The 15,126-nt window shown below is 64.5% G+C and carries 14 protein-coding genes; all 14 read right to left on the bottom strand.

Annotation, left to right across the window (positions count from 1 at the left end):
• Positions 1-35: 35 nt before the first annotated feature.
• On the bottom strand, positions 36-1,028 hold the full coding sequence (rfaD, locus tag NH14_RS14580) for an ADP-glyceromanno-heptose 6-epimerase (RefSeq protein ID WP_035522491.1): 993 nt from the start codon (positions 1,026-1,028) through the stop codon (positions 36-38).
• 120 nt (positions 1,029-1,148) lie between these two features.
• The gene (rfaE1, locus tag NH14_RS14575; protein ID WP_084225101.1) at positions 1,149-2,144 is read right to left on the bottom strand and encodes a D-glycero-beta-D-manno-heptose-7-phosphate kinase; all 996 of its coding nucleotides are present in this window, start codon (positions 2,142-2,144) and stop codon (positions 1,149-1,151) included.
• Positions 2,104-3,513, bottom strand: coding sequence for a UDP-glucose dehydrogenase family protein (locus NH14_RS14570; RefSeq protein ID WP_035522487.1), 1,410 nt, complete (start codon positions 3,511-3,513; stop codon positions 2,104-2,106). The genes rfaE1 and NH14_RS14570 overlap by 41 nt, the downstream gene beginning before the upstream one ends.
• Positions 3,514-3,568: 55 nt before the next feature.
• Complete coding sequence (gene lapB, locus NH14_RS14565; RefSeq protein ID WP_035522484.1) at positions 3,569-4,744, bottom strand: lipopolysaccharide assembly protein LapB; 1,176 nt, start codon at positions 4,742-4,744, stop codon at positions 3,569-3,571.
• 106 nt (positions 4,745-4,850) lie between these two features.
• Complete coding sequence (locus NH14_RS14560; RefSeq protein ID WP_035522481.1) at positions 4,851-5,144, bottom strand: lipopolysaccharide assembly protein LapA domain-containing protein; 294 nt, start codon at positions 5,142-5,144, stop codon at positions 4,851-4,853.
• A gap of 262 nt (positions 5,145-5,406) precedes the next feature.
• Entirely contained in the window at positions 5,407-5,730 is a 324-nt protein-coding gene (locus NH14_RS14555; protein WP_035522478.1) for an integration host factor subunit beta, read from the bottom strand.
• A gap of 25 nt (positions 5,731-5,755) precedes the next feature.
• A complete protein-coding gene (gene rpsA / locus NH14_RS14550; protein ID WP_035522474.1) occupies positions 5,756-7,486 on the bottom strand; it encodes a 30S ribosomal protein S1 in 1,731 nt (576 codons plus the stop codon).
• A gap of 149 nt (positions 7,487-7,635) precedes the next feature.
• On the bottom strand, positions 7,636-8,370 hold the full coding sequence (gene cmk / locus NH14_RS14545; protein WP_035522467.1) for a (d)CMP kinase: 735 nt from the start codon (positions 8,368-8,370) through the stop codon (positions 7,636-7,638).
• 28 nt (positions 8,371-8,398) lie between these two features.
• On the bottom strand, positions 8,399-9,703 hold the full coding sequence (gene aroA, locus NH14_RS14540) for a 3-phosphoshikimate 1-carboxyvinyltransferase (protein ID WP_035522464.1): 1,305 nt from the start codon (positions 9,701-9,703) through the stop codon (positions 8,399-8,401).
• Between the two features lie 66 nt (positions 9,704-9,769).
• Positions 9,770-10,747 (bottom strand): prephenate dehydrogenase, encoded by a 978-nt coding sequence (locus NH14_RS14535; protein ID WP_052147853.1) that lies wholly within the window; start codon positions 10,745-10,747, stop codon positions 9,770-9,772.
• 37 nt (positions 10,748-10,784) lie between these two features.
• Positions 10,785-11,891, bottom strand: coding sequence for a histidinol-phosphate transaminase (gene hisC / locus NH14_RS14530; protein ID WP_035522461.1), 1,107 nt, complete (start codon positions 11,889-11,891; stop codon positions 10,785-10,787).
• A gap of 126 nt (positions 11,892-12,017) precedes the next feature.
• Positions 12,018-13,100: a prephenate dehydratase gene (pheA, locus tag NH14_RS14525; RefSeq protein ID WP_035522458.1), complete on the bottom strand. Its 1,083-nt coding sequence runs from the start codon at positions 13,098-13,100 to the stop codon at positions 12,018-12,020.
• Between the two features lie 63 nt (positions 13,101-13,163).
• Positions 13,164-14,246, bottom strand: coding sequence for a 3-phosphoserine/phosphohydroxythreonine transaminase (gene serC, locus NH14_RS14520; protein ID WP_035522456.1), 1,083 nt, complete (start codon positions 14,244-14,246; stop codon positions 13,164-13,166).
• A 153-nt stretch (positions 14,247-14,399) separates the two neighbouring features.
• On the bottom strand, positions 14,400-15,008 hold the full coding sequence (locus NH14_RS14515) for a DUF2059 domain-containing protein (protein WP_035522998.1): 609 nt from the start codon (positions 15,006-15,008) through the stop codon (positions 14,400-14,402).
• Between the last annotated feature and the right edge of the window lie 118 nt (positions 15,009-15,126).

Here is a 15,126-nt window from a genome sequence, read left to right as displayed (position 1 = left end):
GAGGAGAGTCCAGTTTAGGCAGACGCGGCCTTCGCTTACACCTGGCCGGACAGCCAGCGCACGTAGCGATCGACGCCCTCTTGCACCGTCAGGAACGGAGCGTCGTAGCCCGCTGCGCGCAGCTTCGCGAGATCGGCCTGCGTGAAGCACTGGTACTTGCCGCGCAGCGCGTCAGGGAACGCAATGTATTCGATGAGGCCTTGCTGCACCTGCTCTTCGAGCGTAAGCGCGCTCTTGCCGTCCATGACGCGCAGCGTGTTGACCACCGTGCTCGCGATGTCGTTGAACGGTTGCGCACGGCCGCTGCCGAGATTGAAGATGCCGCTTTTCTCGGGATGATCGAAGAAGAACAGGTTGACCTTCACGACGTCTTCGACGGACACGAAGTCGCGCGTCTGCTCGCCCTGCGCGTAGCCGTTGTATTCGCCGAACAGCTTCACTTTGCCTTCGGCGCGGAACTGGTTGAAGTTGTGGAACGCCACCGAGGCCATGCGGCTCTTGTGCGTTTCGCGCGGCCCATACACGTTGAAATAGCGAAAGCCTGCGATCTGGCTTTGCGCGGTGGGCAGCACGCGGCGGATCACCTGGTCGAACAGGAACTTAGAATAGCCATAGACGTTCAGCGGCGCTTCCACTTCGCGATCTTCGACAAAGCGGCTCGACCCGCCATAGATGGCCGCCGACGACGCATACAAGAACTGCGTACCGTGAGCGAGGCAAGTGTCGAGCACCGCGCGGCTATAGCGGAAGTTGTTGTCCATCATGTAGCGACCGTCGGTTTCCATGGTGTCCGAACAGGCGCCTTCATGAAACACCGCGCGCACCTTGCCGAAGTCGCCGCGCGCGAAGCGCTCGACGAACTCGGTTTTGTCGAGGTAATCGTCGATCTCGCAGTCAACGAGATTCTTGAACTTGTCCGCGCGAGTGAGATTGTCGACGGCGATGATGCGGTCTTCGCCGCGTTCGTTCAGCGCCTTGACGATGTTGCTGCCGATGAAGCCGGCCGCGCCGGTCACAATGAGGGTCATGGTAGTTCTGCGGTGAAGAGGTTCACGCGAGGCCGGGAAAACTCTCCGGAAATCCTTGGCCTCACCGCGCCCGTCGAGCAGCCGCGCTCACTCTGTTACAAGCGGGCCGCCCGCGGAACGTCATTGAAAGAGTTCGTCGTAGTCGACGGTGGCGGTACCGAGCTTGCCGACCACGATGCCGGCCGCGCGGTTCGCGAGCGCGACGGCCTCGACGAGCGATAGGCCCGCGCCCAGCGAGGCCGCGACCGTCGCGATCACGGTGTCGCCCGCACCCGAGACATCATACACTTCGCGTGCGACAGCCGGCGCGTGCAACACGCCGGCATCGGAAAAGAGCGTCATACCCTCTTCCGAACGCGTGAGCAGCAGCGCGTCGAACTGCAGTTCCTGGCGCAGCTTCGTCACGCGCGCGAGCAGATCCGCTTCAGACTTCCACGAACCCACCACCTCGCGCAATTCCGCGCGGTTCGGCGTGATGACGCTCGCGCCGCGATAGCGCTCCCAGTCGTCGCCCTTCGGATCGACCAGCACGGATTTGCCCGCGGCGCGCGCCTTCGCGATCATCTGCGTGACGTGCGTGAGGCCGCCCTTCGCGTAGTCGGACATGAGGATCACGTCGTGCGAAGGCAGCAGCGCATCGAAGCGTGCGAGGCCCGCGAGCAGCGCCTCATGCGCGGGCGATTTTTCGAAGTCCACGCGCAACAGCTGCTGCTGACGCGACAGCACGCGCAGCTTGATCGTGGTGGGCAGCGCGGGATCGCGCTCGAGATGGGCGGTCACGTGGCTCTCGCCAAGCAGCTCGACGATACGCTCGCCGGGCTCATCGTGCCCCACCACGCACAAAAGACCCGCCCTCGCGCCGAGCGCCGCCGCGTTGCGCGCAACGTTGGCCGCGCCGCCGAGGCGGTCCTCCTGGCGCTGCACGTGGACCACCGGCACCGGTGCTTCCGGCGAGATGCGGTTGACGTCGCCGAACCAGTAACGGTCGAGCATCACGTCGCCCACCACCAGCACGCGCGACGCCGCGAACTTCTCGCGCGGCACGACCGTGACCTCGGGCGCGAGCGCCGCGTTCTCAGGCTGCTGGGGCTGCTGCATCGCTTGCGTACTTGACATGAGGCCGTCCAATCGAGTGGTAGTCAAAACCGAGTTCCGCCATCGCGTCGGGCTCATAGAGGTTGCGCCCGTCGAAAACGCGCGGCGCCTTCAGCGTCTCTTTCAGATACTCGAAATCGGGTGCCTTGAACGCCGTCCATTCGGTGACGATCACGAGCGCATCGGCGCCCTTGAGCGTCTCGTCCTGGCTCGCAGCGAACGTAAGGCGCGCGTGCTGATCCGGCGCGCCGGCGAGATCGAGCGCGAACACGCGCCGCGCCTCTTCGGTCGCGACCGGATCGTAGGCCGAAACCGTCGCGCCGCGCGTGAGCAACTCGGCGATCAGGCGGCGACTCGGCGCCTCGCGCATGTCGTCGGTGTTCGGCTTGAACGCGAGACCCCAGACCGCGAAGCGCCTGCCCGTCAGGTCCTCGCCAAGCGTCTTGACGATCTTCTGCACGAGCACGTCCTTCTGCTCATCGTTCACGTTCTCGACCGCTTCCAGGATGCGCAGATTCTGACCCGACTCGGCAGCGGTGCGAATCAGCGCCTGCACGTCCTTCGGGAAGCACGAGCCGCCATAGCCGCAGCCCGCGTAGAGGAAGTGATAGCCGATGCGCGGATCGGAGCCGATGCCGCGCCGCACCGACTCGATGTCGGCGCCCACGCGGTCGGCGAGATTCGCCATCTCGTTCATGAACGAGATGCGCGTGGCGAGCATGGCGTTGGCCGCGTACTTCGTGAACTCGGCCGAGCGCACGTCCATGTAGATCGTGCGTTCGTGGTTGCGGTTAAACGGTGCATAAAGGCGCTTGATCTTCTCGCGTGCGACCTCGCCGTTCGCATCGTCGTCGATGCCGACGATGATGCGGTCCGGCCGCATGAAGTCGTCGACCGCTGCGCCCTCCTTCAGGAACTCCGGGTTCGAGACCACCGAGAAGCGGTGCTGGCTGCTGCCGTCGAGACCGCGCTTCGAAAGCTCTTCGGCGAGCACGGCCTGCACGCGCTGGGCGGTGCCCACCGGCACCGTCGACTTGTCGACGATCACCTTGAAGCCGTTCATGTAGCGGCCGATGCTGCGCGCGGCTTCGAGCACGTATTGCAGGTCCGCCGAGCCGTCTTCGTCGGGCGGCGTGCCCACGGCAATGAACTGGACCTCGCCGTGCGCGACGCTCGCGGCAACGTCGGTGGAAAACGTGATGCGGCGGGCCTTGCGGTTGCGCTCGATGAGCTCGAGCAGACCCGGCTCATGGATCGGCACGCCGCCGCCGTTCAGGATGTCGATCTTGCGCGGATCGACGTCGAGGCAGAACACGTCGTGACCGATTTCGGCAAGGCACGCCCCAGTGACGAGGCCGACATAGCCGGTACCGATAATGGTGATTTTCATACGCGCTCCGGTGACAAATTCGGGAATGGATGTGGCTCAGGCGCCGATGCGCGCATCAACCCGATGCGGGGATGGGCTCGACGCGGCGCGGCGCATAGGTTTCCCAGCCGCTGCAACCGGGGCATTGCCAGTAGAAAAGGCGCGCCCGGAAGCCACAATTCTGGCATGTGTAACGCGGCAGATTCTTGGTGCGCTGCTGGATCAGCTTGCTCATGAGTTCGAGTTCGCCGCGCCGCGGCTCTTCGGCGTTGGCCTGCTGCGCTTCGAGCAGGCGCGTCATGCCGGCGAGATTCGGCGACTTCTGCATTTGCGTGCGGGCGAGCGCATGGGCCGCGTCGGTGCCGCTCAGCTCGGCCACGTATTTGTAGGCGACATCGAGCAGATCGCTCGATGAATAGCGATCGACCCATTCGGTGAGCAGTTGCGCCCCCTCTTGCGCGCGGCCAAGCGCCTCGTAGCCCTTCATGACCTTCTCGGCCACCAGCGGCAGATAGGCGGGATTCTGGGCCTCGACGCGCTGCCACTGCGCGAGCGCGGCCTGCCAGTCGCCGCTCGCGGCGTCCACGTCGCCGCCGAGTATCGTCGCGCGCACGCTCTGCTCGTTGGCCTTGAGCGCGAGCGCAAGCTGGCGCCGCGCCTCGTCCGGGCTTTTGCGCTGCAGCGCCTCCTGCGAAAGCTCACAGTGGAACTGGGCGATTTCGAGGCCGAGCGGCGCCGCTCCCATGGTTTCGAGCAAACGCGCCGTCTCGATTGAGCGGTTCCAGTCCTTTTCGATCTCGTAGATCGTGAGCAGCGCGCGCTGCGCGCCCTGCGCGTAGTCGCCCGACTTGAGCATGCTGAACGTTTCTTCGGCGCGATCGAGCATGCCAGCTTTCAGGAAGTCCTGGCCGAGCTCATAGAGCGCGTGATCGCGCTCATTCACGGGCAGATCCGCGCGCGACAGCAGATTCTGGTGCACGCGGATCGCACGATCGGTTTCGCCGCGGCGGCGAAACAGGTTGCCGAGCGCGAAGTGCAGTTCGACCGTTTCGGGATCGAGCTTGGCAACCTCGATGAACGCGTCGATGGCCTTGTCGGGCTGCTCGTTGAGCAGGAAATTCAGGCCGCGGAAATACGAACGCGGCAGATTGGCGCTTTCGGACAGCAGCGCCTTCAGGTCGTAGCGCGACGCCATCCAGCCGAGCGCGAACGCGACGGGAATGACGAGCAGCCACCAAAAATCGAGATCCATGCGAGCGATGGTAGAAACGGTAATCAGGCCGCGCGCTGCGGATACCCTTCAAGCGCCTATAAAGCACCTATGGGGCATCGACGGCGCGCGGCACGGCAATTCAAAATCAGATAAGCGGCGGCAGCGGCGGTTCTACAGGCGTCGCGGGCGCTTCCTTCGCGGTGCGCAGGTCGCGCTTCAGACGCCCGTTCTCCATGCGCAGCCGGAACATCGCGGGCAGCGCCGAAAGCAGGCCGGCCAGCAGCCCCACAACGAAGAACGCCAGCCCGATCAGAATCAGCGGAGCCTGCCACGAATAGCCGGCCAGGACGTGCAGCGTCGCAGGATCCGTGTTCTCCAGTGCGAGCACGAGCAATAACACGAACACCAGTACACGGATCACCCAGGCGATAAATCTCATGAAGGATTCTCTTGGCAGTTGCGGGAATGCGCCGTCGCAGCTCCTCTGCTGCGTCGCAGCATCGGCCGCGCCGAAGTGTCCCGTATTGTAATGGAACCGCTCGTGAGCCGGCACGTGCACTTAGCCGCAAGCCGCCCCCCCAAAAACGCGGGCGAAAAAAAAGCGCCGGGTTTCGAAAAACCCTGCGCTTTTTTCGGTCCATGCACTGGCCATCTGGCATTGACCGCCAACGGCTGCAACCGCTGCGAATACCCTGCGGCGCTTACAGATCGTCGTCCGGCTCGTCTGCCTTAAGCGGCTCGCCCGAATGACGGTCGACGCGCTCGCGCAACTCCTTGCCAGGCTTGAAATGCGGCACGAACTTCTCAGGCACCAGCACCTTCTCACCCGACTTGGGATTGCGTCCGACGCGCGATGGCCGGCGATTCAGGCCGAAACTGCCAAAGCCACGAATTTCGATGCGATGGCCCTTGGCAAGCGCCTCGGACATCGCATCGAGCATCGTCTTGACCGCGAAATCCGCATCCTTGAGAACAAGTTGCGGAAATCGCGTAGCCAGCTGCGCGACCAATTCAGATTTGGTCATACTTCAGCTTGCCCCCGTTTGAGGCTTACTGGTTCTGGCCGTCGAGCTTGGCCTTGAGCAGCGCGCCGAGGTTGGTCGTGCCGGTGGCGGCCTGACCCGAATCAGCCGACATGCTGCGCAGTGCTTCCTGCGTCTCGGCCGAATCCTTCGCCTTGATCGACAGGTTGATGCCACGCGACTTGCGATCGATGTTGATGATCATCGCGTTGACCTTGTCGCCTTCCTTCAGCACGTTGCGAGCATCTTCCACGCGGTCTTGCGCGATTTCCGAAGCACGCAGGTAGCCTTCGACGTCGGCGTTCAGCGCAACCACTGCACCCTTGGCGTCGACCGACTTGACCACGCCGTCGACGATCGAGCCCTTGTCGTTGACAGCAACGAAGTTGCTGAACGGGTCGCCTTCGAGCTGCTTGATGCCGAGGGAGATACGCTCCTTCTCGACGTCGATGCCCAGAACCACGGCCTCGACTTCGTCGCCCTTCTTGTACTTGCGGACAGCTTCTTCGCCGGTTTCGCTCCACGACAGGTCGGAGAGGTGAACCAGACCGTCGATGCCGCCGGGCAGGCCGATGAACACGCCGAAGTCGGTGATCGACTTGATCGCGCCTTGCAGCTTGTCGCCCTTCTTGAAGTTGCGGCTGAAGTCATCCCACGGGTTGGCCTTGCACTGCTTCATGCCGAGGCTGATACGGCGGCGGTCTTCGTCGATCTCGAGGACCATGACTTCGACTTCGTCACCCAGCTGGACAACCTTCGACGGAGCAACGTTCTTGTTGGTCCAGTCCATTTCCGACACGTGAACCAGGCCTTCGATGCCCGATTCGACTTCGACGAACGCGCCGTAGTCGGTGATGTTCGTGACCTTGCCGAACAGGCGCGTGCCCGACGGGTAACGGCGCGAGATGCCTTCCCACGGATCGTCGCCCAGTTGCTTGATACCGAGCGAAACGCGGTTCTTTTCCTGGTCGAACTTGAGGATCTTCGCGGTGACTTCCTGGCCAACCGAGAGAACTTCGCTCGGGTGACGCACGCGACGCCATGCGATGTCGGTGATGTGCAGCAGGCCGTCGATGCCGCCGAGGTCCACGAACGCGCCGTAGTCGGTGATGTTCTTGACCACGCCGTTGACGATCGCGCCTTCCTTGAGCGTCTCGAGCAGCTTTGCGCGCTCTTCGCCTTGCGTGGCTTCGATCACTGCGCGGCGCGACAGCACGACGTTGTTACGCTTGCGGTCGAGCTTGATGACGCGGAATTCGAGCGTCTTGCCTTCGTACGGCGTCGTGTCCTTGACCGGACGCGTGTCGACGAGCGAACCCGGCAGGAACGCGCGGATGCCGTTGACCATGACGGTCATGCCGCCCTTGACCTTGCCCGTGATCGTGCCGGTCACGAGTTCGTTGTTGTCGAGGGCCTTTTCCAGCGAGAGCCACGAAGCGAGACGCTTTGCCTTGTCGCGCGACAGGATGGTGTCGCCGTAGCCGTTTTCCAGCGCGTCGATCGCGACGGAAACGAAATCACCCGCCTGAACCTCCACTTCGCCCTGGTCGTTCAGGAATTCCTCGATGGGAATGTATGCCTCGGACTTCAGGCCAGCGTTGACGACCACGAAGTTGTGGTCGACGCGCACGACTTCAGCGGAGATGACTTCGCCGGCGCGCATGTCCTGGCGGGTCAGCGACTCTTCGAACAGAGCCGCAAAGGATTCAGTATTGGGGGTGGAGGTTTGCAGGTCGGACATAAAAATCTGGATTTGCATGGTTTTCGCTGCACGCCAGCCAGTTTTGGCCGGTCGGGCGTTGAGGCCGGAGCGCTTACGTTCGCGGCACGGACGCAAAAGCCATACGGGGTTAAAGGGTTTAACAAACGCCCCGCTTGCCATCATTGCCAGCAGGGCACCACTACTTACTACGACTGCTCTTTACTCTGCGATTTGCCGTGACCATCGGAATGGCGGCCGGATCGCAAGCTCGACTCCTGGTACCACTGCACCACCTGTTCGACCGCCTGGTCGATGGACAGCGCCGAGGTATCCAGCAGCTTCGCATCCGCTGCGGGCTTGAGCGGCGCGGCCGCGCGATTGCTGTCGCGCGCGTCGCGTTCACGCAAATCCCGAAGCAAGTTATCCATATTAGCAGAAAAACCTTTTTGGATCAATTGCTTATGCCGGCGGGCCGCGCGGGCCTCCACGCTGGCCGTCAAGAACACCTTCAGGTCGGCGTCCGGGAAGATCACCGTGCCCATGTCGCGCCCATCGGCAACGAGGCCCGGAAGCTTGCGGAACGCCCGCTGGCGGGCCACCAGCGCGGCGCGCACGGACGGATGCGCGGCAATCACGGAGGCGCGGTTGCCGACTTCCTCAGCGCGGATTTCGTTCGAAACGTCAACGCCGTCGAGTTGCGCGAGCCCTTCGCGGAACGTGATGTGGAGATCGTCGATCAGCTTTGCAAGCCCGTCGGCATCATCGGCCGCAATCGCGTAGCGCATGCTCGCGAGCGCGGCGAGCCGGTACAGCGCGCCGCTGTCGAGCAGGTGAAAGCCGAGATGCGCGGCAACCAGCGTGGCCACCGTGCCCTTTCCGGAGGCAGTCGGGCCGTCGATCGCGATCAGCGGCGTCGGATAAAAGGGACGGGTTTGTTTCATGCGGCGAAGGGACTCGGCTGCGGTGGAATCAAGGTTGCGCGAGCGCCAGGAAGCGCTCGAAATAATCAGGGAACGTCTTGCCGACGCACTTCGGGTCGTTGATGCGCACCGGCACGCCGCCGAGGCTCACGAGCGAGAAACACATGGCCATGCGGTGATCGTCGTAGGTGTCGATCGCGGCGTTCGGCACGAGCTTTTCGGGCGGACGCACGATGAGGTAGTCGGGGCCCTCTTCCACTTCGGCGCCGACCTTGCGCAGTTCGGTGGCCATCGCCGCGATGCGGTCGGTTTCCTTCACGCGCCAGCTCGCGATATTGCGCAGCGTGGTCGCGCCATCGGCAAAGAGCGCGGCCACGGCGATGGTCATTGCCGCGTCGGGAATCAGGTTGAAGTCCATGTCGATGGGGTCGAGCTTGCCGTGATCGTTGCCGATGCCGCGCACTTCGATCCAGTCGTCGGCCACCGTCACGTTCGCGCCCATGCGCATGAGCGCGGCGGCAAAGTCGACGTCGCCCTGAATGCTCGCGCGGCCCACGCCCTCCACGCGCAGCGGACCGCCGCCGATGGCGCCTGCCGCGAGGAAGTACGACGCCGACGAAGCGTCGCCCTCGACCATGATCTTGCCCGGCGACTGATAGCGCACGCCCGCCGGCACCTCGAAGCGCTGCCAGCCGTGACGCACGACCTTCACGCCGAAGCGCTCCATCAGCTTGATGGTGATGTCGATGTAGGGCTTCGAGATCAGCTCGCCGTCCACTTCCACGACCGTCACGCCGCCCGCGGCGCGCACGAGCGGCAGCGTCATGAGCAGCGCGGTGAGGAACTGGCTCGACACGTCGCCGCGTACGCGGATGGGCGCATCGACGCTAATTTGCGCCGGACGAATGCGCAGCGGCGGGTAACCGTCGTTCTGTTCGTAATCGATCTTTGCGCCGATCTGGCGCAGGCCGTCGACGAGATCGCCGATCGGCCGCTCGTGCATGCGCGGCACGCCGTGGATGCGATAGTCGCCGCCGTTCACCGCGAGCGCCGCCGTGAGCGGACGCACCGCAGTGCCCGCGTTGCCGAGGAACAGGTCCGCCTGCTTCGCCGTGAACGCGCCGCGCGCGCCCTGCACCACACAGGTGTCGCCTTCGCGCGTGAGCTTCACGCCGAGCTTCGCGAGCGCGTCGAGCATCACGCGGGTGTCGTCGGAGTCGAGGAGGTTCGTGATCGTCGTTTCGCCTTCGGCGAGCGCCGCGAGCAGCAGCACGCGGTTCGAAATGCTCTTCGAGCCAGGCAGGCGAACCGTGCCGGATGCACGGGTGAACGGTCCGAGATCGAGGTGTTCCATGAACGTGTCCTGATAGTGCGATAACGGCCGGCTTCAAAATGATGCGCCGCGCCGCATGACTGTTGCTTATTTGCCGGGTGGCGCGTCGGCGGCACCAGACGCTGCCTGGGAGCTTCCCGCCACCGCACCGCTTTCGCTACTCGCGCGCTTGCCGCCGCGTTCCTGCCATGCCTCGCGCGCCGCGCGCGAACGCGCGAACACGGTTTCGAGCGCCGCGCCGTCGCCCGCGTCGATGGCCGCGCGCAGCTTCGCCAGCACATCAGTGTAGGCGTCGAGTTCCGCGAGCAGCGCCGTGCGGTTCGCGAGGCAGACGTCGCGCCACATTTCGGGGCTCGACGCGGCAATGCGCGTGAAGTCGCGGAAACCGCCCGCGGCGAACGAGAATTTCAGTTCGGCGTCGGGCGTGGCCAGAATCTGGTCGACGAGCGCGAACGAGAGCACGTGCGGCAGATGGCTCACCGACGCGAATACGCGGTCGTGCTGCGCAGCCGGCATCTGGCCGATGACCGCGCCCGTGGCGCGCCACATCGCGGCAATGCGCTCGACCGCCTCGGGCGCGTTTTCCTCGAGCGGGCACAGCACGACGTTGCGGCCCACATACAGGTCCGGCAACGCCGCTTCGACGCCGCTCGATTCGCGGCCCGCAATCGGATGCCCCGGCACGAACTGGCCGATGCGCTCGCCGAGCGCCGCGCGTGCGGCGGCGATCACGTCGCCCTTGGTGCTGCCGGCGTCGGTGACGATGGTATGCGGCTGCAGATGCGGCGCGATGCGTTCGAGCAACGCCTGCGTCTGCGCGACGGGCGCCGCGATCAGCACGAGGTCCGCGCCGTCGAGCGCGGCGGCCAGCGCCGGTTCGTCGTCGAGCGTCGCGGCCGCGTCGATCACGCCCAGTTCGAGGGCGCGCGCGACCGAATGGGCGCGGCGGCCCACGCCGATCACCTGGCCCGTGGCGCCGCCGCGCTCGCGCAAGGCGCGCGCGAGCGAGCCGCCGATCAGTCCGACGCCGAAAATCACCAGCTTTTTAAAGGAAAACGCACTCACGCCATCACCGGAATAAAGAAAAATTGCGCGCTCATGCTCATGCGAGCGCACGCTCGAGTGCCGCGAGGAATGCCGCATTCTCCCCGGGCAGACCGATGGTCACGCGCAGCCATTGCGGCAGGCCATAACCGCCCACCGGTCGCACGATCACGCCCTGCTTGAGCAGCGCGAGATTGACGCGATCGCCGGCCTGATCGTCGGCGCCCACGCGCACGAGCACGAAGTTGCCGTCCGATGGCACATACTCGAGACCCATGCGCTCGAACGCCGCGGTCAGCGTGCAATAGCCTTCAGCATTCAACGCGGCGCTCTTTTCCAGGAAATCCGTGTCGCCGAGCGCGGCAATCGCCGCGGCCTGCGCGAGCGTGTTCACGTTGAACGGCTGGCGCAGCCGGTTGAGCAGATCGGTCAGCTCCGGCTGCGCAATCGCGAAGCCGATGCGCAGGCCAGCAAGCCCGTAAGCCTTCGAGAACGTCCGCGAAACCAGCAGGTTCGGGTAGCGGCGCGCCCACGCGATCGAATCGTAGCGCTTGTCCGCCGCGAGATACTCGGTGTAGGCCTCGTCGAGCACCACGGCAATGTGGCGCGGCACCCTGGCGATGAACGCTTCGAGCGTGGCGCCGTCGATGAACGTGCCCGTCGGATTGTTCGGGTTCGCCACAAAAATCAGACGCGTGTCGTCGGCAACGGCCGCGAGCATCGCATCGAGATCGTGGCCGTACCGCACGGCCGGCGTTACGAGATGGCGCGCGCCGAGCCCCTGCGTCGCGAGCGCGTAGACCGCGAAGGAATACTGCGAATAGACGATCGACTGGCCGCGCTCGACGAACGCATGCGCGGCCATTTCGAGGATGTCGTTGCTGCCGTTGCCCAGCGTGATCCACTCGGGCGGCACGTCGTAGCGCGCGGCAAGCGCGGCCTTCAGTTCGAAGGCGTTCGAATCCGGATACCGGCCCAACTCGCTCGCAGCCTGCGCAATCGCGCGCTGCGCCGACTCTGGCACGCCGAGCGGATTCTCGTTCGACGCGAGCTTCACAATGCGCGCCTCGTCGAGGCCGAACTCGCGGGCAACTTCGGAAATCGGCTTGCCGGCGACATACGGCGCGATCGCGCGCACATACGAAGGGCCGAATTGCGTGGTCATGCGTGTTTCTCCAGTATCGGCGAAGGTTCGTGCGAAGCCGTGGCTTTGCCCCGTGCAGGACCGCTGCCGGGTTCACCCGCCGCGCCTCGAAGGCGCAACGGCAGAGAAACCGGGGCAAAAGCGAACTTAACGCGAACGCGGATACGAGCCGAGAATCTTCAGGAATGCGGCTTTCTTGCCCAGCTCTTCGAGCGCGGCAGCCACAGCCGGCTCGTCGCGATGACCTTCGAAGTCGATGTAGAAGTAGTACTCCCACGTACCGACGCGCGCCGGGCGCGACTCGAAGCGCGTCATCGACACGCCGTGGCGCGCGAGCGGTTCGAGCAGCTTGTAGACGGCGCCCGGCTCGTTCTTCACCGAGACGATCATCGAGGTCTGGTCGTGGCCCGACACGCCCGCCGGCTGCTTGCCGATCATCACGAAGCGCGTGCGGTTATGCGGGTCGTCCTGGATCAGCGCATTGGCGATCGAGAGGCCATAGTGCGTGGCCGCGCGTTCACCGGCGATGGCCGCGATGGTCGGATCCTGCGCCGCGAGGCGCGCGGCCTCTGCGTTGCTCGATACGGCCTGGCGCTCCAGTTGCGGCGCGTTGACCGTGAGCCAGCGCTGGCACTGCGCGAGCGCCTGCGGGTGCGCGCACACGCGCGTCACGCCATCGAGCGTGCCGCTTTGCGTCATCAGGTTGTGCTGGATCGGCAGCGCGATTTCGCCGCCGATCACGAGCTGCGTCTGCAGGAGCAGATCGAGCGTGCGCGACACCGCACCCTCGGTCGAATTCTCGACCGGCGCGACGCCGAATTCCGCGGCGCCCGACTCGACCGAGCGAAACACCTCATCGATGGACGGACACGGCATGCCTTCGATCGACTGACCGAAGTACGCGAACGTCGCCTGCTCGGAATAGGTGCCGACCGGGCCGAGATACGCCACCGAGATGGTCTTTTCGAGCGAGCGGCTCGCGGCCATGATCTCGCGCCAGATCGCGCTGATGTGATCGTTGCCGAGCGGACCTTCGCTCATGTTCTGCAGGCGCTCGATCACCTGGAGCTCGCGCTCCGGGCGGAATACGGGCGCATTGAAGTGCTTCTTGACCTCGCCCACTTCGAGCGCCACCGCCGCGCGCTGGTTCAGGAGCGCGATGAGCTGGGCATCGATCGCGTCGATGCGCTCGCGCAGCGGCTTGAGTTGTGTGTTGAGTTCGTCGTCCATGCGTGAAACCGGCAATCTGAAAGGAGATGCGCGCAGCGCGCTCCTGCGGGGCGTCAAACCCCGTCAGGCGTGCTTCGCCTCGAATTCCTTCATGTACTCGACCAGTGCCTTCACTGCTTCGAGCGGCACCGCGTTGTAAATCGACGCCCGCATGCCGCCGACGGACTTGTGGCCCTTCAGCTGCAGAAGCCCGCGCGCCTTCGCGCCGGCCAGGAAATCATCGTTACGTGTTTCATCGGCGAGGAAGAACGGGACGTTCATCCGCGAGCGCGCGCGACGCTCCACCTTGTTGATATAGAAGCTGCTCGCATCGATCGTGTCGTAGAGCAGCTGCGCTTTTTCGATATTGCGCGCCTCGATGGCCGTGAGGCCACCCTGGCGCTTGAGCCACTTGAACACGAGGCCCGCGATGTAAATCGCGTATGTGGGGGGCGTGTTGAACATGGAGTTGTTCGCGGCAACGGTTTTCCACTCGAACGCCGACGGGCAAATGGGCATCGCGCGGTCGAGCAGGTCTTCGCGCACGATCACGACCGTCACACCTGCCATGCCGATGTTCTTCTGCGCACCGCCGTAGAGCACGCCGTATTTGGCGAGGTCCATCGGGCGCGAGAGGATATGCGACGAAGCGTCGGCCACGAGCGGAATGTCGCCCAGATCGGGAATCTCGAAAGTCTCCACGCCGTCGATCGTCTCGTTCGTGCACAGATGCACGTAGGCGGGATCGTCGGAGAGCTTCCACTCGCCCTTGGCCGGCGCGTGCGTGAAACCCGCTTCGGTGCGGCCCGTCGCGGCGATGTGCGCCGCGCCATACTTGAGCGCTTCCTTCTGCGACTTCTGCGACCACGAGCCCGTGATCACGAAGTCGGCGCGCGGCTTCGCACCGAACAGGTTCAGCGGAACGATCGCGTTCTCGCCGATGCCGCCGCCCTGCAGAAACAGGATCTGATGGCTCGCCGGCACCTGCATCAGTTCGCGCAGATCGAGCAGCGCCTCGCTGTGGATCTGCATGAATTCCGGACCGCGATGGCTCATTTCCATCACGCTCATGCCGCTACCGTGCCAATCGAGCATTTCGTCGGCGGCCTGGCGGAGCACCTCTTCGGGCAATGCAGCCGGTCCGGCGGAGAAGTTGAAGACGCGCATCGTAAGGGGATCCCCGAGGCAGGCGCCACGGCCCCAAGCCGGTGCGCCGAAAAAAATAATGGCCGCTTGTGCTTATCGCACAAACGGCCATTATCGCATTGTCGCCGGGAACCCGCCAACGCGGGCCTCCCGGGCAAGTGCGACAGGCGACGCTTACTTGGCCGGCTTGACCGAAGCGACTTCCTTGTCGGCCTGGTCGCGCGTAGCCTTGATCGACTGCGGCATGTACTTCTGCATCAGGCCGTTGACGACGTCGCGGCCCACCTGGTCTTGAACCTGGATGAACTTGCGGCCGGTCGGGCTGCGGTAGAACGTGGTCAGGTCCTTGATTTCCGACGTGCTGTAGTACTTGGCATAAGCGTCGTACTGAGCTTGCATGGCGTCCTGCTTGAACGAGTCCGTGGCGAAGACCTGGCCTGCCGAGTCAACCAGCTTCGGCACTGCGTTCTTCTGCAGCGTCGGGACGGAAGCTTGCTTCTGCTTGTCCGTCATCGTCTTGTTTTCCGACAGCGCGTCCGACAGGATCGCCGGGACGAGCTGCTTCGCCTGCATTTGCGCGCTGTTGCCGATTGCGCCGACGAGCTTCTGCGCATCGATCGCGTCCAGCAGGTCCTTGATCGCGGCTTGCTTGGCCGGATCGATCGGTGCTGCGGCAGCAGCCGGCGCCGCCGGAGCGGGCGCCTGGTTCTGAAGCGCTTGCGCCATGGCGAACGTCGGCACGAGAGCGGCCAGCAACATTACCTGCTTGAATCGTTTTTGCATCATTACTCCCTCTGAGAAAATAATCGAACTGCCTGCCGCGCAAACCGCGGGGCGCTCCCGGGCGCGCTTTGCGCACCCGCCGCCGATCCTGCGATCCACCCGGCACCATTCAGCACCG

Origin of the sequence: Paraburkholderia sacchari (assembly GCF_000785435.2) — a bacterium.
Lineage (GTDB): Bacteria > Pseudomonadota > Gammaproteobacteria > Burkholderiales > Burkholderiaceae > Paraburkholderia > Paraburkholderia sacchari.
This window is presented reverse-complemented; position numbering and strand designations above follow the sequence as displayed.